This window comes from Mesorhizobium sp. M8A.F.Ca.ET.208.01.1.1 (assembly GCF_004791315.1).
GTDB lineage: Bacteria > Pseudomonadota > Alphaproteobacteria > Rhizobiales > Rhizobiaceae > Mesorhizobium.
The window spans coordinates 325,887-351,921 of sequence record NZ_SRUT01000001.1; the positions used below are offsets into that span (position 1 = coordinate 325,887).

A 26,035-nucleotide genomic window follows, 5' to 3' on the forward strand; every position below is an offset into this window, starting at 1 on the left:
GCGGGCAGCGGTGTCAACGCGAGCTTACGACACCGCGATGTCGGACAGCGCCGGGCCGAGGTCGCCGGCAGGCGTCACTTCGATGCGTTCAAGCCCAAGCCAGCCCTGCATCTGCTTCAATTCCTCGAAAAGTTCAGCGGCGGTTTCAGGCGGCGCGCCGGGCTCGGCATAGGCGGCATGGACGCGCAGGACACTGGCCGGCCGGTCGGCTTTGAGGTCGACGCGCGCCACGATCCTGTCGCCAAGCAGGAAGGGCAGGACATAGTAGCCGTATTGGCGCTTCTCGGCCGGGGTGTAGATTTCGATGCGATAGTGAAAATCGAACAGCCGCTCCGAGCGCGAGCGCTCGAAGACGACGGGATCGAACGGCGCCAGCAGGGCGCGGGCCTCGATCTTGCGTGGCAAACGCGCATCCCTATGAAGGTAAGCTGGCTTGTCCCACCCCTCGACACGGACCGGCAACAACTCGCCGAGTTCGACCAGTTCCTCGAGCCGGCCTTTCATGTCGGCGGGGGAGAGCCGGAAATAGTCGCGCAGGTCGCCTGATGTGGCGATGCCGTGGGCGCGGGCGGAAATGCGCAGCAATTCGCGATGTGCATCCTCGGCCGCCGGTACCGGCAGGTCGAGGATCGCTTGCGGCAGCACCCGCTCGGGCAGGTCATAGAAGCGCTCGAAACCGCGCCGGTGCGCCGTGGTGATGCGGCCGGCCCAGAACAGCCATTCGAAGGCGTGCTTGGCGTGGCTCCAACCCCACCAGCCGCCGGAGCCTTTCTGGCCTTCCAGCGCCGAAGCGGCGATCGGGCCACGATCGACGACCTGGCGGTAGATCTCTTCTATATAGGCAGCGTGCTCACGGCCCCATTTGGCCAGCCCCAGATACATTTCATCGCCTTGCTCGGCGCGCTGCATGCGCCAGCGCATCAGCGGGTACGTCTCGACCGGCAGGAATGAGGCCTCGTGTGCCCAATATTCGAACACCGTGCGCTTGCGCGTCACGGCGGCGTTGTCGAGCAAGGCGACGGGATAGGGACCCAGACGCGAATAGAGCGGCATATAGTGGGCACGCACCACCGCACTGACGGAATCGATCTGCAGCAGGCCGGTGCGGGACAGGACGCGGGCGAAATGGCGGCGGTCGGGTGTGCCGGCGGGGCGGGGATCGAGAAACCCCTGGGCTGCGAGCGCGATGCGCCGGGCGGCGGCAAGCGAGATCTTTTCCTTCATGCAGGCGTCACTCTGAGGTGCTTTGACAAAGGTGTGATGGGTGATTCCAGCCCATGCTAGCAGGGTTTTGGCGGCAACCCTGTCAGGAGAGAAAAGTGGAGTAAAAAGAGAAGGAAATCAAACAGGAGCCTATGAGACCAGTTTCTCCCGGAATGCCGTCCAGCTCGTTGTTTTGAACAAGGTTTGACTTGCTTCGCTGGAAGTGCTGCGCTAACCCTCGCCGCGTTGCAGCATAGGCTCCTTAAAACGGTTCAGCGGTTAAACTGTCACGCTTCCGCATTAAGGTCCGCTGCTGTAATCAACGTGGATTGGCGCCAACGGAAAGCCGCTGCATGAACGCACTCCTCAGTTCGTACCTGCCCATCGTCCTGTTCATCGGCGTGGCGCTGGTGGTCGGCCTGGCGCTGCTGGTCGCGCCGTTCCTGGTGGCGTACCGCAACCCCGATCCCGAAAAGCTTTCCGCCTACGAGTGCGGTTTCAACTCGTTCGACGACGCCCGCATGAAGTTCGACATTCGTTTCTACCTGGTGTCGATCCTGTTCATCATCTTCGACCTCGAAGTGGCCTTCCTGTTTCCCTGGGCGGTGTCCTTCTCGAAGATCGGCATGCTCGGCTTCTGGTCGATGATGGTGTTTTTGGCAGTGCTGACCATCGGCTTTGCCTATGAATGGAAAAAAGGAGCGCTGGAATGGGATTGAACGACAGTTCAGGTACCCTCGTCGCGCCAAAGCCCAAGGGCATCATCGATCCCAACACCGGCAGGCCGGTGGGGGAGGACGATCCCTTCTTCCTCGAAATCAACAATGAGCTTGCCGACAAGGGTTTTCTGGTCACCTCGACCGAGGCGCTGATCACCTGGGCGCGCAGCGGCTCGTTGATGTTCATGACCTTCGGCCTGGCGTGCTGCGCTGTCGAGATGATCCACACCTCGATGCCGCGCTACGATTCGGAGCGCTTCGGTGTCGCGCCGCGCGCGTCTCCGCGCCAGTCCGACATCATGATCGTGGCCGGCACGCTGACCAACAAGATGGCGCCCGCGCTGCGCAAGGTCTACGACCAGATGCCGGAGCCGCGCTACGTCATCTCGATGGGCTCCTGCGCCAATGGCGGCGGCTATTACCACTATTCCTATTCGGTGGTGCGCGGCTGCGACCGGGTCGTGCCGGTCGACATCTATGTGCCCGGCTGCCCGCCGAGCGCCGAAGCCCTGCTCTACGGCATTCTTCTCCTGCAGAAGAAGATCCGCCGCACCGGCACGATCGAACGGTAAATCCATGGCCGCATCCCTTAGCGAACTGTCGACCTATCTCGGCGAGAAGCTGCCTGGCCGCTTCAGCGACGCTGTGCTCGCTTATGGCGAGCTTACCGTTCACGTCGAGCCGCAAAACCTGATCGAGGTAATGACCTTCCTGCGCGACGATGCGCGCTGCCAGTTCATTTCGATCATCGATGTCTGCGGCGCCGACTATCCGTCGCGGGCCAAGCGCTTCGACGTCGTCTATCACCTGCTTTCGCCGAAGCAGAATGTCCGCATCCGCGTCAAGGTGCAGGCCGACGAGGAGACGATGGTGCCGTCGGTCACCGGCGTCTATCCCGGCGCCGACTGGTTCGAGCGGGAGACCTACGATCTCTATGGCGTGCTGTTCTCGGGCCATCCGGACCTGCGCCGCCTGCTGACCGATTACGGGTTCGAAGGCCATCCGCTGCGCAAGGACTTCCCGCTGACCGGTTTCGTCGAAGTGCGCTACGACGACGAAGCCAAGCGCGTCATCTACGAGCCGGTCGAGCTCAAGCAGGAATTCCGCAATTTTGATTTTCTTTCCCCTTGGGAAGGCACCGATTACGTGCTGCCCGGGGACGAAAAAGCCAAGACGAATTGAGGCGCCAGAATGGCTGAAACCTCCGTCCGCAATTTCAACATCAACTTTGGACCTCAACACCCTGCGGCGCATGGTGTATTGAGGTTGGTCCTTGAGCTCGACGGCGAAGTCGTCGATCGCGTCGATCCGCATATCGGCCTGCTGCATCGCGGCACGGAGAAGCTGATCGAGGCCAAGACCTATCTGCAGGCGGTGCCTTATCTCGACCGGCTCGACTATTGCGCGCCGATGAACCAGGAACATGCCTTCGCGCTTGCCGCCGAGCGCCTGCTCGGCATCGAGGTGCCGAGGCGCGGCCAACTGATCCGCGTGCTCTATTGCGAGATCGGCCGCATCATGTCGCACATCCTCAATGTGACGACGCAGGCGATGGACGTCGGTGCGCTGACGCCGCCGCTGTGGGGCTTCGTCGAGCGCGAAAAGCTGATGGTGTTCTATGAGCGGGCTTCAGGTTCGCGCATGCATGCGGCCTACTTCCGGCCTGGCGGCGTCCACCAGGACCTGCCGCGGCAGCTGGTCGAGGACATCGGCAAATGGATCGACCCGTTCCTGAAATCGCTCGACGATCTCGACAAGCTGCTCACCGGCAACCGCATCTTCAAGCAGCGCAATGTCGATATCGGCATCGTTTCGCTGGCCGATGCCTGGGCCTGGGGCTTTTCGGGCGTCATGGTGCGCGGCTCGGGCTCGCCGTGGGATCTGCGCAAGTCGCAGCCCTATGAATGCTATTCCGAGATGGATTTCGACATCCCGATCGGCAAGAATGGCGACTGCTTCGACCGTTATCTCGTGCGTATGGAAGAAATGCGCCAGTCGGCGCGGATCATGCGCCAGTGCGTCGATCTTCTGCTCGGCAAGGAAAGCACCGGTCCGGTGTCGAACCTCGACGGCAAGGTGGTGCCGCCCAAGCGCCAGGCGATGAAGCGTTCGATGGAAGCGCTGATCCACCACTTCAAGCTCTACACCGAGGGCTATCGCGTGCCGGCCGGCGAGGTCTATGCGGCCGTCGAGGCGCCGAAGGGCGAGTTCGGCGTTTATCTCGTCTCCGACGGCACCAACAAGCCGTACCGCTGCAAGCTGCGCGCCCCCGGTTTCGCGCATCTGCAAGCCATGGATTTCCTGTGCCGCGGCCACATGCTGGCCGACGTCACCGCCGTTCTTGGCTCCCTCGACATCGTGTTTGGTGAGGTCGATCGCTAAATGTCAGTCCGCCGTCTCGCAGAAGCCAGCGTCCAGCCAGCGTCCTTCGCCTTCAACAAGGCGAATGCGGCGGCGGCCAAGCAGTGGATCAAGAAATATCCGAAGGGGCGCGAACAGTCGGCGATCATCCCGCTTCTGATGATAGCGCAGGAGCAGGAAGGCTGGGTCACCAAGGCGGCGATCGAGACGATTTCGGACATGCTCGGCATGCCGCGCATCCGCGGGCTCGAGGTCGCGACCTTCTACACGCAGTACCAGCTCAATCCGGTCGGTACCCGCGCGCATATCCAGGTCTGCGGCACCACGCCCTGCATGCTGCGCGGCTCGGAAGCGCTGATGGATGTGTGCCGCTCGAAAATCCATCACGACCAGTTCCACACCAACGACAAGGGCACCTTGTCGTGGGAGGAGGTCGAGTGCCTCGGCGCCTGCGTCAACGCGCCGATGGTCATGGTGTTCAAGGATACGTTCGAGGATCTGACGCCTGAACGGTTGGCCGAAATCATCGATCTCTATGATGCCGGCAAGGGCGCCTCGGTGGCGCCGGGACCGCAGAACGGCCGCACCGGCTCGGAGCCGGCCTCCGGTTTGACGACGCTCAAAAGCGAAAAGGCGATCCTCAAATCGACCCGCGACCGTGAAGCCCGGGAAGCAGCCAAGGCCGCCAAGGCAGCGCCCGGCGCGATCATCGCGACGGCCGTGCCGGCCCCCGCGGCTGTAGCTCCCACGCCCCCTGTCGCGCCGTCCAATGCCAGCAAGCCGAAAACCGATGCGCCCGAGACCAGCCCGGCGCTGAAGACGCCTTCAAAGACCAAGGTGGCGCCGGCGGCGGAAAAGGCGGCGAGCGTTTCGGCGCCGCTGCATTCGGCGGCCAACGCGAATACGGCAGCGCCTGAGGTCGAGAAGGTTTCCAAGCAGCGCAATGGGCCGACGGCCAAGGCCGAACCGGCATCGGCCTTCAAGGCGCCGGAAGCCAAGGTGCCAGCCGCGAAGCCGGCAAAGCCGTCGCTGGAGGACAAGAACCGTCCGGCCGGTATCGACAGGCCGGCCGCGGTCGACGATCTCAAGCTGATCTCCGGCGTCGGCCCGAAGATCGAGGGCATCCTGCATACGCTTGGCATCTTCACCTTCGCGCAAGTCGCGTCGTGGAAGAAGGCCGAGCGCGAATGGGTCGATGGCTATCTCTCCTTCCAGGGCCGCATCGACCGCGACAACTGGGTTGCCCAAGCCAAGGCGCTCGCCAAGGGCGGCGTTGCCGAATACATCCGCGTTTTCGGCAAGAAGCCGGTCTGAGGGACGAAAAATGCTTCAGGACAAAGACCGCATCTTCACCAACATCTACGGCCTCTTCGACAAGTCGCTGGCCGGCGCCATGGCGCGCGGCGCCTGGGACAACACGCCCGGCATCGTCGCCAAGGGGCGTGAGTGGATCGTCAACGAGATGAAGGCGTCGGGCCTGCGCGGCCGTGGTGGCGCCGGCTTCCCGACGGGCCTCAAATGGTCGTTCATGCCCAAGCAGAGCGACGGCCGGCCGAGCTATCTCGTCATCAACGCCGACGAATCCGAGCCCGGCACCTGCAAGGACCGCGACATCCTGCGCAACGATCCGCACACGCTGGTCGAGGGCGCGTTTCTGGCCGGCTTCGCCATGGGCGCGATTGCCGCCTATATCTATGTGCGCGGCGAATTCATCCGCGAGCGCGAGGCGCTGCAGCGGGCGATCGAAGAGGCCTACGAGGCCAAGCTGATCGGCAAGAACAACACGTCGGGCTACGATTTCGAAATCTACATGCATCACGGCGCCGGCGCCTATATCTGCGGCGAGGAAACCGCGCTGCTGGAAAGCCTCGAAGGCAAGAAGGGCCAGCCCCGGCTGAAGCCGCCATTCCCGGCCAATGTCGGCCTCTATGGCTGCCCGACCACGGTCAACAATGTCGAATCGATTGCCGTGGCGCCGACCATCCTGCGCCGGGGGGCCGCGTGGTTCTCGTCCTTCGGCCGGCCCAACAATGTCGGCACCAAGCTGTTCTGCGTCTCCGGCCACGTCAACAATCCGTGCACCGTCGAAGAGGCGATGTCGATCCCGTTCCGCGAACTGATCGAGACGCATTGTGGCGGCATCCGCGGCGGCTGGGACAATCTGCTTGCGGTCATTCCGGGCGGCGCCTCGGTGCCGCTGGTGCCGGCCGAGCAGATCATCGACACGCCGATGGATTTCGACGCGCTGCGCGACCTCAAATCCGGCCTCGGCACCGCGGCCGTCATCGTCATGGACAAGTCGACCGATGTCGTGAAGGCGATCGCGCGGCTTTCCTACTTCTACAAGCACGAGAGCTGCGGCCAGTGCACGCCATGCCGCGAGGGCACAGGCTGGATGTGGCGGGTGATGGAGCGGCTGGTGCGCGGCGAGGCGCAGAAGCGCGAGATCGACATGCTGCTCGACGTCACCAAGCAGGTCGAGGGCCACACGATCTGTGCGCTGGGCGATGCCGCGGCCTGGCCGATCCAGGGCCTGATGCGGCATTTCCGTGGCGAGGTGGAGCGGCGCATCGACGAGTTTTCGCGCAACGCGCACCGGGCCGAACCGGTGATGGTGGCGGCGGAATAAAAAGAAACTTTTTGAACTCGGGAAGAAAACGGGGCGGGGCGAACGAAGAAACGACCAGGAGAACTCTATGGCGCCGTATTCGACACCCTACTCATTGATGCCCAATTTGGACCAGATCGAGAAGATGAACCAGGACCTGACAAGGATGATGCCGAAGGAGATGGCCAGCGCCGTCAACCTTTTCGCGCACCCTGTCGCGGGTGCAGTGGCGATGTCGGCGCTTGGCATGGGGCTCGCCAATCATGCCTTCGGCGTCTGGATGGGGGCGCTTTCGGGAGCCACCGAGGCATCACATCGGCTCATGCAGCCGCTGATCGAGGATTTCGAGGCGCGCGTCGAGCAATTCGAGGACGCGAACTCGTCGTCCATCAGGGCGCGGGCGACGGCGAAGACCATGATGGCCGAGGCGCAGTCCTTCGCCCAGGAGGTCACCGATATCGCAGCCAGGGAGGCCGCGGTCATCGCACCAGCCGCGGATGCAGCTCCGGCAGCGGGTGAGACCTCCGATGTGCTGTTGCCGGAAGATTTCAGGCAGCCCAAGGCCATGGAGAAGCCAGCGAAACCGTCCGACCTCAAGGCGATATCGGGCATCGGCCCGAAGCTGGAGAAGGTGTTGAACGGGCTGGGTATCTGGACTTACGCCCAGATCGCCCAATGGTCGCCGCAGGAGATCGCCTGGGTCGACGATTATCTCTCGTTCAACGGCCGTATCGGCCGTGACGACTGGACTGCCCAGGCCGCGGCGCTGGCCGCCAAGAAGTAAACGAAATGTCGGGCGCGGCGTCGGTCGCGACCGGAAAAGAGATTGCGGGAAATCCGCAGGGGTTTGAAGCGAATGGCAAAGCTCAAGGTCGACGGGAAAGAAATCACTGTACCCGACCACTATACGCTGCTGCAGGCGGCGGAAGACGCGGGCGCGGAAGTGCCGCGCTTCTGCTTCCATGAGCGGCTGTCGATCGCCGGCAATTGCCGCATGTGCCTGATCGAGGTGAAGGGCGGGCCGCCCAAGCCGCAGGCCTCCTGCGCCATGGGCGTGCGCGACCTGCGCCCCGGCCCCAACGGCGAGCCGCCGGAAATCTTCACCAACACGCCGATGGTCAAGAAGGCCCGGGAAGGCGTGATGGAATTCCTGCTGATCAACCACCCGCTGGATTGCCCGATCTGCGACCAGGGCGGCGAGTGCGACCTGCAGGACCAGGCGATGGCTTTCGGCGTCGATTCCTCGCGCTATCACGAGAACAAGCGCGCGGTCGAAGACAAGTATATCGGCCCGCTGGTCAAGACGGTGATGAACCGCTGCATCCATTGCACGCGCTGCGTCCGCTTCACCACCGAGGTCGCCGGCATTTCCGAACTCGGCCTGATCGGCCGTGGCGAGGATGCCGAGATCACCACCTATCTCGAACAGGCAATGACCTCGGAGCTGCAGGGCAATGTCATCGATCTCTGTCCGGTCGGCGCGCTGACCTCCAAGCCCTTCGCCTTCCAGGCGCGGCCGTGGGAGCTGACCAAGACCGAATCCATCGACGTCATGGACGCCGTCGGCTCGGCGATCCGCGTCGATAGCCGTGGCCGCGAAGTGATGCGCATCCTGCCGCGCGTCAACGAGGCCGTGAACGAGGAATGGATTTCCGACAAGACCCGCTTCATCTGGGACGGCCTGCGCACGCAGCGCCTCGACCGCCCCTATGTGCGCAAGGACGGCAAGCTGGTTCCGGCGAGCTGGGCCGAAGCGTTCGCATCTATCAAGGACGCGGTGTCGAAGACGACGCCTGAGAAGATCGGCGCGATCGCAGGCGATCTCGCGGCGGTCGAGGAAATCTTTGCGTTGAAGCTCCTGATGGCTTCGCTCGGTTCGAAGAACACCGATTGCCGCCAGGACGGCGCTGCGCTCGATCCGGCGCTCGGACGCGCCAGCTATATCTTCAACCCGACCATCGAAGGCATCGAGCAGGCCGACGCGGTGCTGATCATCGGAGCCAATCCGCGCTTCGAGGCCTCTGTGCTCAATGCCCGCGTCCGCAAGCGCTGGCGCCTCGGCAATCTGCCGGTCGGCGTCATCGGCGATGTCGGCGACACGCGCTATGACTACGAACAACTGGGCGCCGGGCCGGACTCGCTCAAGGATCTGGCGGACGGCAACGGCAAGTTCTTCCAGACGCTGAAGAAGGCGACGCATCCCCTGATCATCGTCGGCCAGGGCGCGCTGGCGCGCGCCGACGGTGCGGCCGTGCTCGGCCAGGCGGCCAGGCTCGCCGCTGCCGTGAATGCTGCTCGCGCCGACTGGAACGGCTTTGCCGTGCTGCACAATGCGGCGGCGCGCGTCGGCGGCCTCGACCTCGGCTTCGTGCCGGGCGAGGGTGGCAAGAACGTTGCCGGCATGCTGGGCGAGACGGATGTGTTGTTCCTGCTCGGTGCCGACGAGATCGACATGAGCAAGACCGGCGGCGCCTTTGTCGTCTATGTCGGCACGCATGGCGACGCCGGCGCGCACCGCGCCAACGTCATCCTGCCGGCGGCGGCCTATACCGAAAAGTCCGGCACCTACGTCAACACAGAGGGACGTGTGCAGCAGACCAACCGCGCCGGCTTCGCGCCGGGCGATGCGCGCGAGGATTGGGCCATATTGCGGGCGCTGTCCGACGTGCTGGGCAAGAAACTGCCGTTCGACTCGCTGCCGCAACTGCGTGCCAAGCTCTATGGCGAATACCCGCATCTGGCCCGCATCGACCAGGTCGCGGCCGGCAACGCCGAGGATATCGCCAGCGTGGCGAAGCTCGGCGGGCGGCTGAACAAGGGCACCTTCACCTCGCCGGTCAAGGATTTCTATCTGACCAACCCGATCGCGCGGGCATCGGCCGTGATGGCGGAATGCTCGGCACTGGCCAAGAGCGGCTTCAAGCAGGCGGCGGAATAAGCATGGACACCTTCTTCTCCTTCTACGTGCTGCCGGCGCTGCTGATCCTCTTGAAATCAGTCGTGCTGATCGTCGTTCTGCTGATCTTCGTCGCCTACATCCTCTACGCCGACCGCAAGATCTGGGCGGCGGTGCAGCTTCGCCGTGGCCCGAACGTCGTCGGCCCCTGGGGCACGCTGCAGGCCTTCGCCGACCTGTTGAAGTTCGTCTTCAAGGAGCCGGTCATCCCGTCAGGCGCCAACAAGGGCGTCTTCCTGCTGGCGCCGCTGGTCTCGGCCGTGCTGGCGATCTCGGCCTGGGCGGTCATTCCGGTCAGCCAGGGCTGGGCGATCGCCAACGTCAATGTCGGCATCCTGTATGTCTTCGCCATCTCCTCGCTGGAGGTTTATGGCGTGATCATGGGCGGCTGGGCGTCCAACTCGAAATATCCGTTCCTCGGCGCGCTGCGTTCCGCCGCGCAGATGGTGTCCTATGAAGTCTCGATCGGCTTCGTCATCGTCACCGTGCTGCTCACCGCCGGCTCGCTCAACCTCAGCGATATCGTGCTGTCGCAGCATGACGGAATCGGCACGCGGCTCGGCCTGCCCAATACGTTCCTCGACTGGAACTGGCTGGCCCTGTTCCCGATGTTCATCATCTTCTTCATCTCGGCCCTGGCCGAGACGAACCGGCCGCCCTTCGATCTGGTGGAAGCCGAATCGGAGCTGGTCGCCGGCCACATGGTCGAATATTCGTCGACGCCGTTCCTGCTGTTCTTCCTCGGCGAGTATGTCGCGATCGTCTTGATGTGCGCGCTGGCCACCATCCTGTTCCTCGGCGGCTGGCTGCCGCCCTTCGACTTCGCGCCCTTCACCTGGGTGCCGGGCGTCATCTGGTTCGTGCTGAAGGTCTGCTTCGTGTTCTTCGGCATCTCGATGGTGAAGGCCTTCGTGCCGCGTTACCGCTACGACCAGCTGATGCGGCTGGGCTGGAAAGTGTTCCTGCCGATCTCGCTGTTCATGGTCGTCGCCACCGCGGCCTTCCTCAAGATCACGGGGTTTGCGTGATGTCCGCTTTGTCCCAGGCCGCAAAATCGCTGCTGCTGCAGGATTTCGTCAGCGCCTTCTTCCTGTCGATGCGCCAGTTCTTCGCGCCGAAGGAGACGATCAACTATCCGCACGAGAAGGGGCCGGTCAGCCCGCGCTTCCGCGGCGAGCACGCGCTGCGCCGCTATCCCAATGGCGAGGAGCGCTGCATCGCCTGCAAGTTGTGCGAGGCGATCTGCCCGGCGCAGGCCATCACCATCGAGGCCGGCCCGCGCCGCAATGACGGCACGCGCCGCACGGTGCGTTACGACATCGACATGGTGAAGTGCATCTATTGCGGCTTCTGCCAGGAAGCCTGCCCGGTCGACGCCATCGTCGAGGGGCCGAATTTCGAGTTCGCGACGGAGACGCGCGAGGAACTCTACTACGACAAGGACAGGCTGCTGGCGAATGGCGACCGGTGGGAGCGCGAACTGGCGCGCAATATCTCGCTGGACTCGCCCTATCGCTGACATTTGACGCATGGACGAGGCGAGGGGCCTCGTCTAAGGACAAGCAACTTGCCAGCCGGAGGCGGCGGCGAAAATCGGACAGGCGCAAGCGTCGTGTCCGGACAGGAACCCGGGGGATCCCCAATGCTGAGTGGACTAGAGGCGGCCTTTTTCTACCTCTTCGCCTTTGTCGCGGTGGCGTCGGCGTTCATGGTCATTTCGTCGCGCAACCCCGTGCATTCGGTGCTATTCCTGATCCTGACCTTCTTCAACGCCGCCGGTCTGTTCATGCTGACCGGCGCCGAGTTCCTGGCGATGATCCTGCTCGTCGTCTATGTCGGAGCGGTCATGGTGCTGTTCCTGTTCGTCGTCATGATGCTCGACGTCGACTTCGCCGAGATGAAGGAGGGAGCCCTGCAATACGCGCCGATCGGCGCGCTGGTCGGGCTGATCCTGGCGGCGGAGCTGATCATCGTGCTGGGCGGCTACACCTTCGCCCCGAAGCTCGCCGCGACCGTCGCAAAGCCCATCCCGGATCTCGCCGCGCGCTCGAACACGGCAGCGCTCGGCGACATCCTCTATACCGACTACCTCTACTACTTCCAGATTTCGGGCCTCATCCTGCTGGTTGCCATGATCGGCGCCATCGTGCTGACGCTGCGCCACAAGGAAGGGGTCAAGCGGCAGTCGATCGCCGCCCAGGTCGGCCGCACCGCGGCTACCGGCATGGAAATCCGCAAGGTCAAGTCGGGCGAAGGAGTCTGAGATGGTCGTCGGCATCGCACATTATCTGACCGTATCGGCTGTTCTGTTCACGCTCGGCGTGTTCGGCATCTTCCTCAACCGCCGCAACATCATCGTCATCCTGATGTCGGTCGAATTGATCCTGCTCGCGGTCAACATCAACTTCGTCGCCTTCTCGGCGGCGCTCGGCGATCTGGTCGGCCAGGTGTTCGCGCTGTTCGTGCTGACGGTCGCGGCGGCTGAAGCCGCCATCGGACTTGCCATTCTCGTCGTCTTCTTCCGCAACCGTGGCTCGATCGCGGTCGAAGACGTGAACACCATGAAGGGTTGACGGGGCGACTATGTATCAAGCGATCGTCTTCCTTCCACTGCTCGGCTTCCTGATCGTCGGCCTGTTCGGCAACGCGCTCGGTGCCAAGGCATCCGAATACATCACCTCCGGCTTCCTGGTGATCGCGGCCGTGCTGTCATGGGTCGCCTTCTTCAGCGTCGGCTTCGGCCATGGCGAGGTGTTCACCGTGCCGGTGCTGCACTGGATCCAGTCCGGCGGGCTGGACGTCTCCTGGGCGCTGCGGATCGACACGCTGACGGTGGTGATGCTGGTGGTGGTCAACACCGTGTCGGCCCTGGTTCACATCTATTCGATCGGCTACATGCACCACGATCCGAACCGGCCGCGCTTCTTCGCCTATCTGTCGCTGTTCACCTTCGCCATGCTGATGCTGGTGACGGCGGACAACCTCGTGCAGATGTTCTTCGGCTGGGAAGGGGTGGGCCTCGCGTCCTACCTGCTGATCGGCTTCTGGTACAAGAAGCCATCGGCCAATGCAGCGGCAATAAAGGCCTTCGTCGTCAACCGTGTCGGCGATTTCGGTTTCGCACTCGGCATTTTCGGCGTCTTCGTGCTGTTTGGCTCGGCCAATCTCGGCACCATCTTCGCCAATGCGGCGACGTTCATTCCTGCCGAAGGCGCGCCACAGGGTGCCGCCGTGCTCACCTTCCTCGGCCATGCGCTCGACAAGCAGGCGGCGATGACCGTCGTCTGCCTGCTCCTGTTCATGGGCGCCATGGGCAAGTCGGCGCAGGTGCCGCTGCACACCTGGCTGCCCGACGCCATGGAAGGCCCGACCCCGGTGTCGGCACTCATCCATGCCGCCACCATGGTGACGGCAGGCGTATTCATGCTGGCGCGGCTGTCGCCGCTGTTCGAGCTGTCGCATTCGGCGCTGACGGTGGTGACCTTCATCGGCGCCTTCACCGCATTCTTCGCCGCGACCGTCGGTCTCGTCCAGAACGACATCAAGCGCGTCATCGCCTATTCGACCTGCTCGCAGCTCGGCTACATGTTCGTGGCGCTCGGCGTCGGCGCCTACGGCGCTGCGATCTTCCACCTGTTCACGCATGCCTTCTTCAAGGCGCTGCTTTTCCTCGGCTCGGGCTCGGTCATCCATGCCGTCTCCGACGAGCAGGACATGCGCAAGATGGGCGGCTTGAGGAAGCTGATCCCGACCACCTACTGGATGATGGTGATCGGCACTCTGGCGCTGACCGGCGTCGGCATTCCCGTGACCGTCATCGGCACCGCCGGCTTCTTCTCCAAGGACGCCATCATCGAGACGGCCTTTGCCGGCCACAATTCGGCTGCGGGCCTGGCCTTCGTGCTGTTGGTGATCGCCGCCGGCTTCACCTCCTTCTATTCCTGGCGGCTGATCTTCATGACCTTCCATGGCGAGCCGCGGGCGAGCCACGAGGTGATGCATCACGTCCATGAATCGCCGCCGGTGATGCTGGTGCCGCTGTTCATCCTGGCGGCCGGCGCTTTGTTTGCAGGCATCATCTTCCACGGCGCCTTCATCGGCGAGGGCTATGCCGAATTCTGGAAGGCGTCGCTGTTCACCCTGGCGGACAACCATATCCTGCACGAAATCCACGAATTGCCGCTGTGGGTCGAGCTATCGCCCTTCATCGCCATGCTGATCGGCCTGGCATTGGCCTGGAAGTTCTACATCCGCTCGCCGGAAATGCCGGTCGATCTCGCCGGGCGGCACCGCGGGCTCTACGCGTTCCTGCTCAACAAGTGGTACTTCGACGAGCTCTACGACTTCCTGTTCGTGCGGCCAGCCAAGCGCCTCGGGTCCTTCCTGTGGAAGACCGGCGACGGGACCATCATCGATGGCCTGGGGCCTGACGGCGTTTCGGCCCGCGTCGTCGACGTCACCAACCGCGTCGTCAAGCTGCAGACCGGCTACCTCTACCACTATGCCTTCGCCATGCTGATCGGCGTTGCCGCACTCGTCACCTGGATGATGCTCTGATGACCGCTTGGCCAATCCTCTCGCTGGTCACCTTCCTGCCGTTGGTTGGTGTGCTGCTGATCCTGTTCATCAACGATGACAGCGAAAACGCACGCCGCAACATCCGCGCCATCGCGCTGTTGACCACGACATTCACGTTCATCATCTCGCTGTTTATCTGGACCGGCTTCGACAATTCGCAGGCCGGCTTCCAGTTCGTTGAGAAGGTGGCCTGGCTCGACTCCGGCATTTCCTACCATATGGGCGTCGACGGCATTTCCATGCTGTTCGTCATCCTGACGACCTTCCTGATGCCGCTTTGCATCCTGGCGTCGTGGGAAGCGATCGAGAAGCGCGTCAAGGCGTACATGATTGCCTTCCTGCTGCTGGAAACGCTGATGATCGGCGTGTTCTGCGCGCTGGACATCGTGCTGTTCTACGTCTTCTTCGAGGCCGGCCTGATCCCGATGTTCATCATCATCGGTGTGTGGGGCGGCAAGCGGCGCGTCTACGCCTCGTTCAAGTTCTTCCTCTATACGCTGGCCGGCTCGGTGCTGATGCTGCTCGCCATCATGGCGATGTTCTACCAGTCCGGCACGACCGACATTCCGACGCTCCTGACGCACAGCTTCCCGGCCAACATGCAGACCTGGCTATGGCTCGCCTTCTTCGCCTCCTTCGCGGTGAAGATGCCGATGTGGCCGGTGCACACCTGGCTGCCCGACGCACACGTCGAGGCGCCGACGGCCGGTTCGGTCATCCTGGCGGCCATTCTCTTGAAAATGGGCGGGTACGGCTTCCTGCGCTTCTCCTTGCCGATGTTCCCGCTGGCGTCCGAAATGTTCGCGCCGCTGGTGTTCACGCTGTCGGTCGTCGCCATCATCTACACCTCGCTGGTGGCGCTGATGCAGGAGGACATGAAGAAGCTGATCGCCTATTCGTCGGTCGCCCATATGGGCTTCGTCACCATGGGCATCTTCGCCATGAACCAGGAAGGCGTGCAGGGCGCGATCTTCCAGATGCTCAGCCACGGCCTGGTCTCGGGCGCGCTGTTCCTCTGCGTCGGCGTCATCTATGACCGCATGCACACGCGCGAGATCGCCGCCTATGGCGGCCTCGTCAACAACATGCCGAAATACGCCACCGTGTTCATGGTCTTCACCATGGCCAATGTCGGCTTGCCGGGCACGTCAGGCTTCGTCGGCGAGTTCCTGACCATGCTCGGCGTGTTCCGGGTCAACACCTGGGTGGCGTTCTTCGCCGCCACCGGCGTCATCTTGTCGGCCGCCTATGCGCTCTGGCTCTATCGCCGGGTGATTTTCGGCGCGCTGACCAAGGACAGCCTGAAGGGGCTGCTCGACCTGTCGACCCGCGAGAAGGCGATCATCTATCCGCTGGTCGTGCTGGTCATCTTCTTCGGCGTCTATCCCGCACCCGTCTTCGACGCGACGGCCCAGTCGGTCAAGTCGCTCGTCACCAATGTCACCGCATCCATCGGCGCCGCGCAGACCGCGGCGGCGAACTGACCCAGGGGTTTTGCGAACCATGACGCCGGACCTTCTCTCCAGCCTGTCGCTCTCGACGCCCGAGCTGATCCTTGCCATCGGCGCGCTCGCGCTGCTGATGGTCGGGGCCTATTCGCGTTCCAACACCGCCAGTACGGTGACCGGCCTTGCCGTGGCCGTGCTGGTGATCGCAGGCGCCTGGCTGATCTTCCACGCAGGGCAGGGCAGCGCCTATGGCCACGCCTTCATCCAGGACTCCTTCGCCCGCTTCATGAAGGTGCTGGCCCTGGTCGGCTCGGCGGTGACGCTCATCATGTCGATGCGCTTTGCCAAGGCGGAGCGTTTCGACAAGTTCGAATATCCGGTGCTGATCCTGCTTTGCACGCTCGGCATGATGCTGATGATCTCGGCCAACGGCATGATCGGGCTCTATCTCGGCCTCGAACTGCAGTCGCTGGCGATCTATGTGCTGGCGGCGATCAACCGCGACAATCTGCGTTCGACCGAAGCCGGCCTGAAATATTTCGTCCTCGGCGCGCTGTCCTCGGGCATGCTGCTCTACGGCATCAGCCTGGTCTACGGTTACACCGGCAACACCGGTTTCCAGGAAATCGCGACCGCGCTGGGCGGCGGCGAGCGCCAGCTTGGGCTCGTCTTCGGCCTCGTCTTCGTGCTGGCCGGGCTTGCCTTCAAGATATCGGCGGTGCCGTTCCACATGTGGACGCCGGACGTCTATGAGGGCGCGCCGACCCCGGTGACGGCTTTCCTGGCGGCGGCCCCCAAGATGGCGGCGATGGCGCTGATCGTGCGCGTCACCATGGGCGCGTTCAAGCCGATCGCTTCCGACTGGCAGCAGATCATCGTCTTCATCTCGATCGCCTCGATGGCGCTTGGCGCCTTCGCAGCGATCGGCCAGACCAACATCAAGCGGCTGATGGCCTACTCCTCGATCGGCCATATGGGCTACGCGCTGGTCGGCCTTGCCGCCAACAGCCAGGCCGGCGTGCGCGGCGTCGCGATCTATATGCTGATCTACCTGGTGATGACGCTCGGCACCTTCGCCTTCATCCTCGCCATGCGGCGCAAGGAAGGCAATGTCGAACAGATCAGCGATCTCGCCGGCCTGGCGTCGACCAACCCGGTCATGGCGACGATCCTGACCATCCTGATGTTCTCGCTGGCCGGCATTCCGCCGCTCGCCGGCTTCTGGGGAAAGTGGTACGTCTTCCTCGCCGCCATCAACGCCAATCTCTATGCGCTGGCGATCATCGGCGTGCTGGCCTCGGTGGTGGGCGCCTACTATTATCTGCGCATCATCAAGATCATGTGGTTCGACGAGCCGGTCGGCGGCTTCGTGCCGATGGCCAGCGAATTGCGTGTCGTGCTCGGCGTCAGTGGCGCCTTCGTGCTGTTCTATGTGTTGATCGGCGGGCCGATCGGCACCTATGCCGAAGCCGCCGCCAAGACATTTTTCTGACGGGATGGCATTTCGGCTGGCTCCAACCTCGGCGTCGGAAGGGTTCCGGCTCGAGGCGCATGACAGTGTCGGCTCGACCAACGCGCTGGCGCTGGACCATGCCCGCGCCGGCGACCCGGGCAAGCTCTGGGTCGTTTCCAAGAAACAGGAAAGCGGGCGTGGCCGGCGTGGCCGTCCCTGGGCGACGCCGGAAGGCAATCTGGCGGCGACGCTGCTTGTCATCACCGGCGGTGAACTGCGCCTTGCCGCGACGCTCGGTTTCGTCGCCGGGCTGGCACTGGCCGACGCGCTCGACGCGGCGGTCCCGAAGGGCCGCATTTCGGTAGGCCTCGACGGCGCGAGCCAGGGACAGAACCGCTTCGAGCTGAAATGGCCGAACGATGTGCTGGCGTCCGGGGCCAAGCTGGCCGGCATCCTGCTGGAGTCGGCGATGCTCGACGGTGGCCGCTTCGCGGTGGCGGTCGGCATCGGCGTCAATGTGGTGGCGCACCCGCAGGACTTGCCCTATCCCGCGACATCGCTTCATGAATTGGGCGCCGCCTGCGATGCCGAGACGCTTTTTCTGGCGCTGTCGGATGCCTGGAGCGAGAATGCCCGCCTTTGGGACGAAGGACGAGGCCTTGCCGCGATCAGAAAGCGCTGGCTGGCCCGTGCCGCGGGCCTTGGCGGCGAGGTTGCTGTCAGAATTGACGGTAATGTGGTGCGTGGCGTGTTCGAGACCATTGACGAGGACTGCCGTTTCGTGATCCGCGACGATGACGGGGCTGTTCTGACGGTCGCCGCCGGCGATGTTCACTTCGGTGCGGTCGCTTCCGCGCGGGTTTAGTTTTGTTTTTTGGGCAATTCCGGACTGAAAACCGTTAGACACCTTTGCCGGAATTGCTTTAACGGCTTGGCCTGAGGGCCAGGAAGGGAAAAATCATGGCGAAAGCGGACAACGCCGAACTCGTCTTCGTGCCGCTCGGCGGTGTCGGCGAGATCGGCATGAACTTCGCCCTCTACGGCTACGGCCCGCCGAGCGCGCGCGAGTGGATCGTCATCGATGTCGGCGTCACCTTTCCCGACGCGGCGCATCCGGGCGTCGACCTGATTCTGCCCGACACGCGCTTCATCGAGGAGAACCTCGCCAATCTGCGCGGCATCATCATCACCCACGCGCATGAGGACCATTACGGCGCGCTGCTCGACACCTGGCCGAAGCTGAAGGCGCCGGTCTGGATGACGCCGTTCAGCGCCGGGCTGCTGGAAGCCAAGCGGCAGGGCGAGCAGGGCGCGCCGAAGATCCCGCTGACGATCTACCGGGCGGGCGAAAAGTTCACTGTCGGTCCCTTCGAGATCGAAGCCATTCCGGTGGCGCACTCGATTCCCGAACCCATGTCGCTGGCGATCACGTCGCCTGCCGGCACCGTCATCCATACCGGTGACTGGAAGATCGATCCGGAACCGACGATTGGACCCAAGACCGACGAGGCGCGGTTCCGCGCCTATGGCGACAAGGGCGTGCTGGCGCTGATCTGCGATTCGACCAATGCGCTGCGTGAAGGCGAGTCGCCTTCGGAAGTGGCGGTGGGCGAGGGCCTGAAAGGCGTCATCCAGGCCGCCAAGGGCCGCGTCGCCGTCACCACCTTCTCCTCCAATGTCGGACGTATCGTCTCGATCGCCAGGGCAGCGCGCGATGCCGGCCGCCAGTGCCTGGTGCTCGGCCGCTCGCTGAAGCGCGTCATCGATGTGGCTGACGAGCTTGGCTATATGGACGGGCTGCCGGAGTTCATCGCCGAGGAGGATTTCGGCTTCATCCCGCGCGAGAACCTCGTCATCATCTGCACCGGCAGCCAGGGCGAGCCGCTGGCGGCGCTGGCGAAACTGTCGCGCGAGGAGATGAAATCGGTGTCGCTGACGGCGGGCGACACGGTGGTGTTTTCCTCGCGCACCATTCCCGGCAACGAGAAGGCGATCCTCGAAATCAAGAACCGCCTGATCGATCTCGGCATCAAGATCATCGAGGACGGCGACGCACTGGTACACGTCTCCGGCCACCCGCGACGCAGTGAACTGCGCAAGATGTACGAATGGGTGCGTCCGCAGATCGGCGTTCCCGTGCATGGCGAGGCCGCGCATCTGGTGGCGCAGGGTTCGCTGATGTCGACCTCTGGCATCGGCCAGGTGGCGCAGGTGCGCGACGGCGACATGCTGCGGCTCGCGCCAGGTCCCGCCACCATCATCGACCAGGTGCCGTTCGGCCGCGTCTACAAGGACGGCAATCTGATCGGCAGCGATCAGGCGATGGGTATTCGCGACCGGCGCAAATTGTCCTTTGCCGGTCATGTCGCGGTCAATGTCGTGCTCGACGAGAAGTACGAGCTGGCCGGCGATCCCGATCTGGTGGCAATCGGCGTCGCCGAGGCCGATGCCCGAGGCGAGACGCTCGAGGACCTGATGATCGATGCGGCCGTCGGCGCGGTCGAGTCGATCCCCCGTCAGCGCCGCAAGGACCTCGACCTCGTGCAGGAGGCGGTGCGCCGCGCGGTGCGCGGCGCGGCCAACGAAGCCTGGGGCAAGAAACCGCTGGTGACGGTTTTCGTCACCCGCTGAAGGCGGCGGCGGCTGGTCAGACGTTCAGCTGGTAGCTGACCGGAATCCAGCGAAAGGACCCGCCTGTCCGCCCGACGTGGCCCAGGCCCGGAAACGGCATGTGATGGCCGGCGACGAGCAGGCGACGCTCGGAAGCCATGCTCAGCAGCCGCTTGCGGGTCTCGATTGCCTTTTCCTTGTCGTCGTCGAAATCCGCATGCCACTCCGGACGCTGGATGGACACGACATAGTGCAGGAAAGCGTCCGACCAGATCAGCAATTGCTGTCCGCTGCTTTCGACCAGGAATGCCAAGAGCCCGGGAGAGTGACCGGCCGCGTCGATGGCAGTGATGCCCGGCACCACTACGTCTCCAGGCGCGATGAATGTCGCGCGGTCGGCCAGGCCGGTGCAAATCCGCCTGAACAGATCACGGTTGGCCAACCTGGCCGGGCGCACCGCATTTCCTTCGGTCCAGAAGGCGAATTCGGCCGCGCCGAATACGTATCGCGCTCGGCTGAAGACAGGTTGGTCATTCCTGACCAGCCCGCCAATGTGGTCCGGATGCCCGTGCGTGATGACCACCACGTCGATGTCATCGGAGCCGAGCCCGAGGGTTTGCAGGCAGTCCGGGAGTGAACCGCCGTCATCTCCGCAGCCAGTGTCGAACAGGATCTTTTCAGAACCGGTGTCGATCAGCGTCGGGATGAAGCAATGCTCGTAGCGATCCTGGTCGATGAAGTTCGAGGCCGCGAGTTCGAGCACCGCCGCCGGCGGCTGTCCGGCCGCGAAGGCCGATGCGAGCTCGTCTCTGATGTCGACGGCATCGAGCAAGGCGGCAACTTTGAACGACCCGAGATCGAAGGTAAAAACACGGGGGCGGGCAGAGCTGATTCCAGACATTGCCGTTTGTACTTCGCCGATATCGGTTGGAACAGGTGCGACAGTGCGCGCTTCCCGAATGGCTGTTGATCGCGGCTGATTTAACGTATGACGCCAGTCATTGGATCTGGGAGAAAGAAGCTCGCACATGCTCGGACGGCTGAACCATGTCGCGCTTGCGGTGCCGGATCTGGCTGCCGCCATTGCAGCTTACCGCAACACGCTCGGCGCCGAACTGACCGAGCCGCAGGCTTTGTCGGAGCATGGTGTCACCGTGGTGTTCGTCAATGTCGGCAACACCAAGATCGAATTGCTGGAGCCGCTTGGCGAGGGCTCGCCGATCGCGGCATTCCTGGCAAAGAACCCGTCAGGCGGCATGCATCATCTCTGCTACGAGGTCGACGACATCCTGGCGGCGCGCGACCAGCTCAAGGCCGCCGGCGCCCGCGTGCTTGGCGACGGCAATCCCAAGATCGGTGCGCATGGCAAGCCGGTGTTGTTCCTGCATCCGAAGGATTTCTTCGGTACGCTGATCGAACTGGAGCAATCATGAGCTGGGTCTCGTTCACCGCCCTGTTTTTCGCGACCTGGTGGGTGGTGCTGTTTGCCGTTCTGCCGTTCAGCGTCAAGACGCAGGACGATGATCACGACGTGACGCTGGGCACGGTTCCGAGCGCGCCGCGCGGGCCGCATATGTTGCGTGCCGTGATCCGCACCACCATCGCGACGGCGATCCTGATGGGCATTTTCTACGGTCTGACGCACGGGCTGGGATACAGCCTCAACGACATCCCGCACATCGTGCCGGATTTCGGCCAGACCCCAGCGAAGTAGAGAGCCGGCAAGTCCTTTCGACCACATCGAGCATCGAATGCTGATTGGGATGCTGCCGCGTTTTCGCCGCCGAACGTCTGGTGACGTAAGGTCACGCAACCTTGCAACTTGCGGCGCTAACCAGATGATTGCACAAAAAAAATGCAAGGCACGAGGCCTTGCAATTAAACGCGTCCGATCTGTTTCCGTTATCCGGCGGCAGCGAGTAACCGCGCCTAGATCGCATCCTCCCAAGACTTTGACCGCGTAGGAGGGCAGATTTTTCTCCGCCCTCTCGGTTATCGGGGCACATTAGCCCAACGGAAATGAAAATGTCACGAAGAATTTTGCCTTGAAACGGGCATTCTCGTGTTGCACTGCACAATAGTGCGGCAGGCTTTGCTTTTGAAACGAACAGGCGAGTTCGACAGAGCCTTTGCGGCATGTTCGCAATTGACGCGCGCAAAGAATTGGCGGCTAGACCCGAAGACGTTCGGCGCGTTCCATTGTCGGCGCCGACTGATCCGGAAGCGAGGGATTCCGGGCCGGAAGGGGGTGATGTATAGGGATGGCCGGGTTTCCATTCCGTCATGAAATCGCTATGAAGCCGGGGCAAGCAAGCCTGCGCCGCGCCGATTCTGGCGTGGCCATTCTCATTCACGGACCAGTCCATGCGTTTGTCGCGCTATTTCCTGCCTATCCTCAAAGAAAATCCGCGCGAGGCCGAAATCGTCTCGCATCGGTTGATGCTACGCGCCGGCATGATCCGCCAGCAGGGGCAGGGCAGTTTTTCCTGGCTGCCGCTGGGCAAGCGGGTGCTGGACAAGGTCTGCATGATCATCCGCGAGGAGCAGAACCGCGCCGGCGCGCTGGAGATTCTCATGCCGACCATCCAGTCGGCCGATCTGTGGCGCGAGAGCGGGCGCTACAACGACTATGGCAAGGAGATGCTGCGCATCAAGGACCGCCAGGACCGCGACATGCTCTACGGACCGACCAACGAGGAGATGGTCACCGAGATTTTTCGCGCTTACGTCAAGTCCTACAAGGACCTGCCGCTCAACCTCTACCATATCCAGTGGAAGTTCCGTGACGAGGTGCGGCCGCGCTTCGGCGTGATGCGTTCGCGCGAATTCCTGATGAAGGACGCCTATTCCTTCGATCTCGACTTCGAGGGCGCGCGAGCCGCCTATAACAGGATGTTCGTCTCCTATCTCCGGACCTTCACCCGCATGGGCCTGCAGGCAATCCCGATGCGGGCCGACACCGGGCCGATCGGCGGCGATCTCAGCCACGAATTCATCATCCTGGCCGACACAGGCGAGAGCCAGGTCTTCTGCCATCGCGATTATCTGTCGCTTGCCGTGCCCGGCGCGAACACGGACTTCGCCAATGACGGCGAAATTGCCGATATCGTCAAGACGTGGACGACGCCTTACGCCGCGACCGACGAGATGCATGACGAGGCGGCCTGGGAGAAGGTTCCGACAGGCGACCGGGTCTCGGCGCGCGGCATCGAGGTCGGCCATATCTTCCACTTCGGCGAGAAATACTCCAAGCCGATGGGCGCCAAGGTGACCGGGCCCGACGGCAAGGATCATTTCGCCTCGGGCGGCTCCTACGGCATCGGCCCGTCGCGGCTGGTCGCGGCGATCATCGAGGCCAGCCACGACGAGAATGGCATCATCTGGCCCGAAGCGGTGGCGCCGTTCGATATCGGCCTGATCAACATGAAGGCGGGCGACGCCGACTGCGATCGCGTCTGCGACGAACTCAATGCCGCCTTCACCGCCGCCGGCAAGGATGTGCTTTACGACGATACCGACCAGCGGCCGGGCGGCAAATTCGCCACCGCCGACCTGATCGGCCTGCCCTGGCAAGTGATCGTCGGACCGCGCGGCGTGGCCGCCGGCGAGATCGAGATCAAGAATCGCAAGAGCGGCGAGCGCGTGACGCTGCCGATCGCCGACGCGAAAAAACGCTTCGGTGTCGCCGCATGAGCGAGGCGGCGGCAGCGAGATCGGCCGGCGCCGGCCCTTTTTCCATCTTCGAACGCACGGTTGCGTGGCGCTATTTGCGTTCGCGGCGCAAGGAGACGGTGATCTCGGTGATCGCCTCGATCTCCTTCCTCGGCATCATGCTGGGCGTTGCCACGCTGATCGTGGTGATGGCCGTGATGAACGGGTTCCGCGCCGAGCTTTTGACGCGCATTCTCGGCGTCAATGGCCATCTGATCGTGCAGCCGCTCGATTCGCCGCTTGAGGACTATGCCCAGGTCGCCAGCCGCATCAACGGTGTGGCCGGGGTCAAATACGCCATTCCGCTGATCGATGGCCAGGTGCTGGCGCAAGGCAATGTCGGCGGCGGCAGCGGCGCGCTGGTTCGCGGCATCCGGGGTGAAGACCTCGGCAAGATCTCCATCGTTGCCAGCAACATCAAACAAGGCTCGCTCGACGGCTTCGATACGGGCGACGGTGTCGCCATCGGCAAGCGGATGGCCGAGAATCTTGGCCTGACGCTCGGCGATACCATCACCTTGATCTCGCCGGACGGCGATGTGACGCCGCTCGGCACCACGCCGCGCATGAAGGGTTACAAGATCGCGGCGATCTTCGAAGTCGGCATGTCGGAGTATGACAGCTCCATCGTCTACATGCCGTTCTCCGAGGCGCAGCTCTATTTCAACATGGACGGCCGGGCGCAGACCATCGAGATCTATGTCGACAATCCCGATGATGTCGACGCGCTGAAGCCGAAGGTGGAGGAGGCGGCACAACGCCCCATCGACCTGGTCGACTGGCGCCAGCGCAACGAGACCTTCTTTTCCGCCCTGCAGGTCGAGCGCAACGTGATGTTCATGATCCTGACGCTGATCGTGCTGGTGGCGGCGCTCAACATCATTTCCGGACTGATCATGCTGGTGAAGGACAAGGGGCATGATATCGCCATCCTGCGCACCATGGGCGCCTCGCGCGGCGCCATCCTGCGCATCTTCCTGATGACGGGTGCGGCGATCGGCGTGACGGGCACGCTCGCCGGCGTGCTGCTCGGCGTCTTGATCTGCACCAACATCGAATCGATCCGCCAGTTCTTCTCCTGGATGACCGGCAAGGTGCTGTTCAATCCGGAGCTCTATTTCCTCAGCCAGTTGCCGGCCAAGATGGATCCACGCGAGACGACCTATGTCATCATCATGGCGCTGGCGCTGTCCTTCCTGGCAACGGTGTTTCCAGCGTGGCGGGCGGCCCGCCTCGATCCGGTCGAAGCCTTGAGGTACGAGTAGTGGCCGAGGTCATTATCGAGCTGAAGAGCGTCGAGCGGCACTACGTCCAGGGGCCGCGCAAGCTCACCATCCTGAACGGCGCCGACTTCTCGCTGCGGCGCGGTGAGATGGTGGCGCTGGTGGCCCCTTCGGGCTCCGGCAAGTCGACGCTGCTGCACACGGCGGGGCTGCTGGAGCGTCCTGACGCCGGAGACGTGATCCTGTCCGGACGCGCCTGTGGCCGGCTGTCCGATGACGAGCGCACCTCGATCCGCCGCAACGATGTCGGCTTCGTCTACCAGTTCCATCATCTGTTGCCGGAGTTTTCCGCGCTGGAAAACATCATGATGCCGCAGCTCATCAAGGGGCTGCCGCGCAAGGAAGCGGGCGAGCGCGCGGCGCAACTGCTCGACTACATGCAGATCGGCAAGCGGGCGTCGCACCGGCCATCCGAGCTGTCCGGCGGCGAGCAGCAGCGCGTCGCCATTGCACGCGCGGTCGCCAATGCGCCGCTGGTGCTGCTCGCCGACGAGCCGACCGGCAACCTCGACCCGGTCACCGCTTCCTACGTCTTCGAGGCGCTGGAGGCGCTGGTGCGGCAATCGGGGCTCGCCGCGCTGATCGCTACCCACAATCATGAACTGGCATCGCGCATGGACCGGCGTGTCACGCTGGCCGACGGCAAGGTGGTGCCGCTGTAAGGAACGGTTCTCGCCTGGAATGTACCGCGCGGGGGTAGCTTAGAATCGCCAGTGAGCGTTCATTGCGATCAGAGTGGACGATATCGCGCTCGTCGCCAGGATGAACAACCAGATTATAAGGTTGCGAGAGAGGCGTCGCCGGCGGCCTTGTCGCATGCGCTTTCGCCAACGGTCACCTTGATTCGCGCCTCCGTACTTCCCCATATCCATCGCCCGGCAGTGCCCCAGCCCAAGAATTATTGCTTCGGCCACGCTTTAATACAAGCGCGCGCTAATCCTGATCTCCAGGACTGGAAGCCTACGCCGCCGCGCTTTCAGCATCGTCTCGTGGCGAACGATTAACCTTTCGCTAACCGTGCAAAATTCCCCGCCTATCGCTCTATCCCCTAGCGATTGACATTGGAACAAAATTAGAACAAATTGGAAACATATCCACAACAGGA

24 protein-coding genes are annotated in these 26,035 nt (G+C 63.3%); 22 read left to right on the forward strand and 2 right to left on the reverse strand.

The genetic code is table 11. The features are described from left to right. Window positions 1-24 precede the first annotated feature (24 nt). The gene (locus tag EN851_RS01590; protein WP_135928385.1) at window positions 25-1,224 is read right to left on the reverse strand and encodes a winged helix-turn-helix domain-containing protein; all 1,200 of its coding nucleotides are present in this window, start codon (window positions 1,222-1,224) and stop codon (window positions 25-27) included. Between the two features lie 332 nt (window positions 1,225-1,556). Between EN851_RS01590 and EN851_RS01595 the strand changes: the two genes are divergently transcribed. From EN851_RS01595 to EN851_RS01675, 17 genes are all read left to right on the forward strand, one after another. Further along, window positions 1,557-1,922, forward strand: coding sequence for an NADH-quinone oxidoreductase subunit A (locus tag EN851_RS01595; protein WP_006335683.1), 366 nt, complete (start codon window positions 1,557-1,559; stop codon window positions 1,920-1,922). After that, window positions 1,913-2,494 (forward strand): NADH-quinone oxidoreductase subunit B, encoded by a 582-nt coding sequence (locus EN851_RS01600; protein WP_015317338.1) that lies wholly within the window; start codon window positions 1,913-1,915, stop codon window positions 2,492-2,494. The genes EN851_RS01595 and EN851_RS01600 overlap by 10 nt, the downstream gene beginning before the upstream one ends. A 4-nt stretch (window positions 2,495-2,498) precedes the next feature. Next, complete coding sequence (locus EN851_RS01605; protein WP_135866573.1) at window positions 2,499-3,104, forward strand: NADH-quinone oxidoreductase subunit C; 606 nt, start codon at window positions 2,499-2,501, stop codon at window positions 3,102-3,104. Window positions 3,105-3,113: 9 nt separating this feature from the next. Then, a complete protein-coding gene (locus EN851_RS01610) occupies window positions 3,114-4,304 on the forward strand; it encodes an NADH-quinone oxidoreductase subunit D (RefSeq protein WP_127871586.1) in 1,191 nt (396 codons plus the stop codon). Then, window positions 4,305-5,597 (forward strand): NADH-quinone oxidoreductase subunit E, encoded by a 1,293-nt coding sequence (locus EN851_RS01615; protein WP_135928386.1) that lies wholly within the window; start codon window positions 4,305-4,307, stop codon window positions 5,595-5,597. Between the two features lie 10 nt (window positions 5,598-5,607). Beyond that, complete coding sequence (nuoF, locus tag EN851_RS01620; protein ID WP_015317342.1) at window positions 5,608-6,912, forward strand: NADH-quinone oxidoreductase subunit NuoF; 1,305 nt, start codon at window positions 5,608-5,610, stop codon at window positions 6,910-6,912. Between the two features lie 67 nt (window positions 6,913-6,979). Then, window positions 6,980-7,675 (forward strand): NADH-ubiquinone dehydrogenase, encoded by a 696-nt coding sequence (locus EN851_RS01625; protein ID WP_135928387.1) that lies wholly within the window; start codon window positions 6,980-6,982, stop codon window positions 7,673-7,675. Between the two features lie 72 nt (window positions 7,676-7,747). Beyond that, on the forward strand, window positions 7,748-9,829 hold the full coding sequence (gene nuoG, locus EN851_RS01630) for an NADH-quinone oxidoreductase subunit NuoG (protein ID WP_135928388.1): 2,082 nt from the start codon (window positions 7,748-7,750) through the stop codon (window positions 9,827-9,829). 2 nt (window positions 9,830-9,831) lie between these two features. Continuing rightward, window positions 9,832-10,875, forward strand: coding sequence for an NADH-quinone oxidoreductase subunit NuoH (gene nuoH, locus EN851_RS01635; protein WP_135866582.1), 1,044 nt, complete (start codon window positions 9,832-9,834; stop codon window positions 10,873-10,875). After that, complete coding sequence (nuoI, locus tag EN851_RS01640; RefSeq protein WP_023763316.1) at window positions 10,875-11,366, forward strand: NADH-quinone oxidoreductase subunit NuoI; 492 nt, start codon at window positions 10,875-10,877, stop codon at window positions 11,364-11,366. The genes nuoH and nuoI overlap by 1 nt, the downstream gene beginning before the upstream one ends. A 123-nt stretch (window positions 11,367-11,489) precedes the next feature. Further along, entirely contained in the window at window positions 11,490-12,110 is a 621-nt protein-coding gene (locus EN851_RS01645) for an NADH-quinone oxidoreductase subunit J (RefSeq protein ID WP_127871580.1), read from the forward strand. A 1-nt stretch (window position 12,111) separates the two neighbouring features. Next, window positions 12,112-12,420: an NADH-quinone oxidoreductase subunit NuoK gene (nuoK, locus tag EN851_RS01650; RefSeq protein ID WP_127276500.1), complete on the forward strand. Its 309-nt coding sequence runs from the start codon at window positions 12,112-12,114 to the stop codon at window positions 12,418-12,420. A 10-nt stretch (window positions 12,421-12,430) separates the two neighbouring features. Further along, window positions 12,431-14,404, forward strand: coding sequence for an NADH-quinone oxidoreductase subunit L (gene nuoL / locus EN851_RS01655; protein WP_135928389.1), 1,974 nt, complete (start codon window positions 12,431-12,433; stop codon window positions 14,402-14,404). Then, on the forward strand, window positions 14,404-15,909 hold the full coding sequence (locus EN851_RS01660) for an NADH-quinone oxidoreductase subunit M (RefSeq protein WP_127276496.1): 1,506 nt from the start codon (window positions 14,404-14,406) through the stop codon (window positions 15,907-15,909). Before nuoL ends, EN851_RS01660 begins: the two co-directional genes overlap by 1 nt. Window positions 15,910-15,928: 19 nt before the next feature. After that, window positions 15,929-17,365: an NADH-quinone oxidoreductase subunit NuoN gene (gene nuoN / locus EN851_RS01665; protein WP_135866586.1), complete on the forward strand. Its 1,437-nt coding sequence runs from the start codon at window positions 15,929-15,931 to the stop codon at window positions 17,363-17,365. Window positions 17,366-17,369: 4 nt separating this feature from the next. After that, window positions 17,370-18,191, forward strand: a complete 822-nt coding sequence (locus tag EN851_RS01670) for a biotin--[acetyl-CoA-carboxylase] ligase (RefSeq protein ID WP_135928390.1) — start codon at window positions 17,370-17,372, stop codon at window positions 18,189-18,191. 95 nt (window positions 18,192-18,286) lie between these two features. Continuing rightward, a complete protein-coding gene (locus tag EN851_RS01675; protein ID WP_135866590.1) occupies window positions 18,287-19,957 on the forward strand; it encodes a ribonuclease J in 1,671 nt (556 codons plus the stop codon). A 16-nt stretch (window positions 19,958-19,973) separates the two neighbouring features. Here EN851_RS01675 and EN851_RS01680 read toward each other — a convergent pair whose 3' ends face one another. Beyond that, window positions 19,974-20,966: an MBL fold metallo-hydrolase gene (locus EN851_RS01680; RefSeq protein WP_245520674.1), complete on the reverse strand. Its 993-nt coding sequence runs from the start codon at window positions 20,964-20,966 to the stop codon at window positions 19,974-19,976. Here EN851_RS01680 and mce point away from each other — a divergent pair. From mce to EN851_RS01705, 5 genes are all read left to right on the forward strand, one after another. After that, window positions 20,965-21,369, forward strand: a complete 405-nt coding sequence (mce, locus tag EN851_RS01685; RefSeq protein ID WP_127276488.1) for a methylmalonyl-CoA epimerase — start codon at window positions 20,965-20,967, stop codon at window positions 21,367-21,369. The genes EN851_RS01680 and mce overlap by 2 nt on opposite strands. Next, entirely contained in the window at window positions 21,366-21,650 is a 285-nt protein-coding gene (locus EN851_RS01690) for a DUF1467 family protein (RefSeq protein WP_127276486.1), read from the forward strand. The genes mce and EN851_RS01690 overlap by 4 nt, the downstream gene beginning before the upstream one ends. A gap of 650 nt (window positions 21,651-22,300) precedes the next feature. Continuing rightward, window positions 22,301-23,629, forward strand: coding sequence for a proline--tRNA ligase (gene proS / locus EN851_RS01695; RefSeq protein WP_135928391.1), 1,329 nt, complete (start codon window positions 22,301-22,303; stop codon window positions 23,627-23,629). After that, the gene (locus EN851_RS01700) at window positions 23,626-24,912 is read left to right on the forward strand and encodes a lipoprotein-releasing ABC transporter permease subunit (RefSeq protein ID WP_135928392.1); all 1,287 of its coding nucleotides are present in this window, start codon (window positions 23,626-23,628) and stop codon (window positions 24,910-24,912) included. The genes proS and EN851_RS01700 overlap by 4 nt, the downstream gene beginning before the upstream one ends. Further along, complete coding sequence (locus tag EN851_RS01705) at window positions 24,912-25,592, forward strand: ABC transporter ATP-binding protein (RefSeq protein ID WP_127279562.1); 681 nt, start codon at window positions 24,912-24,914, stop codon at window positions 25,590-25,592. Before EN851_RS01700 ends, EN851_RS01705 begins: the two co-directional genes overlap by 1 nt. Window positions 25,593-26,035: the final 443 nt, after the last annotated feature.

Excerpts from the sequence above, each read along its gene's own strand:
- EN851_RS01590 (WP_135928385.1), bottom strand. The coding sequence starts at position 1,224 with ATGAAGGAAAAGATCTCGCTTGCCGCCGCCCGGCGCATCGCGCTCGCA.
- EN851_RS01595 (WP_006335683.1), top strand. The coding sequence starts at position 1,557 with ATGAACGCACTCCTCAGTTCGTACCTGCCCATCGTCCTGTTCATCGGC.
- EN851_RS01600 (WP_015317338.1), top strand. The coding sequence starts at position 1,913 with ATGGGATTGAACGACAGTTCAGGTACCCTCGTCGCGCCAAAGCCCAAG.
- EN851_RS01605 (WP_135866573.1), top strand. The coding sequence starts at position 2,499 with ATGGCCGCATCCCTTAGCGAACTGTCGACCTATCTCGGCGAGAAGCTG.
- EN851_RS01610 (WP_127871586.1), top strand. The coding sequence starts at position 3,114 with ATGGCTGAAACCTCCGTCCGCAATTTCAACATCAACTTTGGACCTCAA.
- EN851_RS01615 (WP_135928386.1), top strand. The coding sequence starts at position 4,305 with ATGTCAGTCCGCCGTCTCGCAGAAGCCAGCGTCCAGCCAGCGTCCTTC.
- nuoF (WP_015317342.1), top strand. The coding sequence starts at position 5,608 with ATGCTTCAGGACAAAGACCGCATCTTCACCAACATCTACGGCCTCTTC.
- EN851_RS01625 (WP_135928387.1), top strand. The coding sequence starts at position 6,980 with ATGGCGCCGTATTCGACACCCTACTCATTGATGCCCAATTTGGACCAG.
- nuoG (WP_135928388.1), top strand. The coding sequence starts at position 7,748 with ATGGCAAAGCTCAAGGTCGACGGGAAAGAAATCACTGTACCCGACCAC.
- nuoH (WP_135866582.1), top strand. The coding sequence starts at position 9,832 with ATGGACACCTTCTTCTCCTTCTACGTGCTGCCGGCGCTGCTGATCCTC.
- nuoI (WP_023763316.1), top strand. The coding sequence starts at position 10,875 with ATGTCCGCTTTGTCCCAGGCCGCAAAATCGCTGCTGCTGCAGGATTTC.
- EN851_RS01645 (WP_127871580.1), top strand. The coding sequence starts at position 11,490 with ATGCTGAGTGGACTAGAGGCGGCCTTTTTCTACCTCTTCGCCTTTGTC.
- nuoK (WP_127276500.1), top strand. The coding sequence starts at position 12,112 with ATGGTCGTCGGCATCGCACATTATCTGACCGTATCGGCTGTTCTGTTC.
- nuoL (WP_135928389.1), top strand. The coding sequence starts at position 12,431 with ATGTATCAAGCGATCGTCTTCCTTCCACTGCTCGGCTTCCTGATCGTC.
- EN851_RS01660 (WP_127276496.1), top strand. The coding sequence starts at position 14,404 with ATGACCGCTTGGCCAATCCTCTCGCTGGTCACCTTCCTGCCGTTGGTT.
- nuoN (WP_135866586.1), top strand. The coding sequence starts at position 15,929 with ATGACGCCGGACCTTCTCTCCAGCCTGTCGCTCTCGACGCCCGAGCTG.
- EN851_RS01670 (WP_135928390.1), top strand. The coding sequence starts at position 17,370 with ATGGCATTTCGGCTGGCTCCAACCTCGGCGTCGGAAGGGTTCCGGCTC.
- EN851_RS01675 (WP_135866590.1), top strand. The coding sequence starts at position 18,287 with ATGGCGAAAGCGGACAACGCCGAACTCGTCTTCGTGCCGCTCGGCGGT.
- mce (WP_127276488.1), top strand. The coding sequence starts at position 20,965 with ATGCTCGGACGGCTGAACCATGTCGCGCTTGCGGTGCCGGATCTGGCT.
- EN851_RS01680 (WP_245520674.1), bottom strand. The coding sequence starts at position 20,966 with ATGTGCGAGCTTCTTTCTCCCAGATCCAATGACTGGCGTCATACGTTA.
- EN851_RS01690 (WP_127276486.1), top strand. The coding sequence starts at position 21,366 with ATGAGCTGGGTCTCGTTCACCGCCCTGTTTTTCGCGACCTGGTGGGTG.
- proS (WP_135928391.1), top strand. The coding sequence starts at position 22,301 with ATGCGTTTGTCGCGCTATTTCCTGCCTATCCTCAAAGAAAATCCGCGC.
- EN851_RS01700 (WP_135928392.1), top strand. The coding sequence starts at position 23,626 with ATGAGCGAGGCGGCGGCAGCGAGATCGGCCGGCGCCGGCCCTTTTTCC.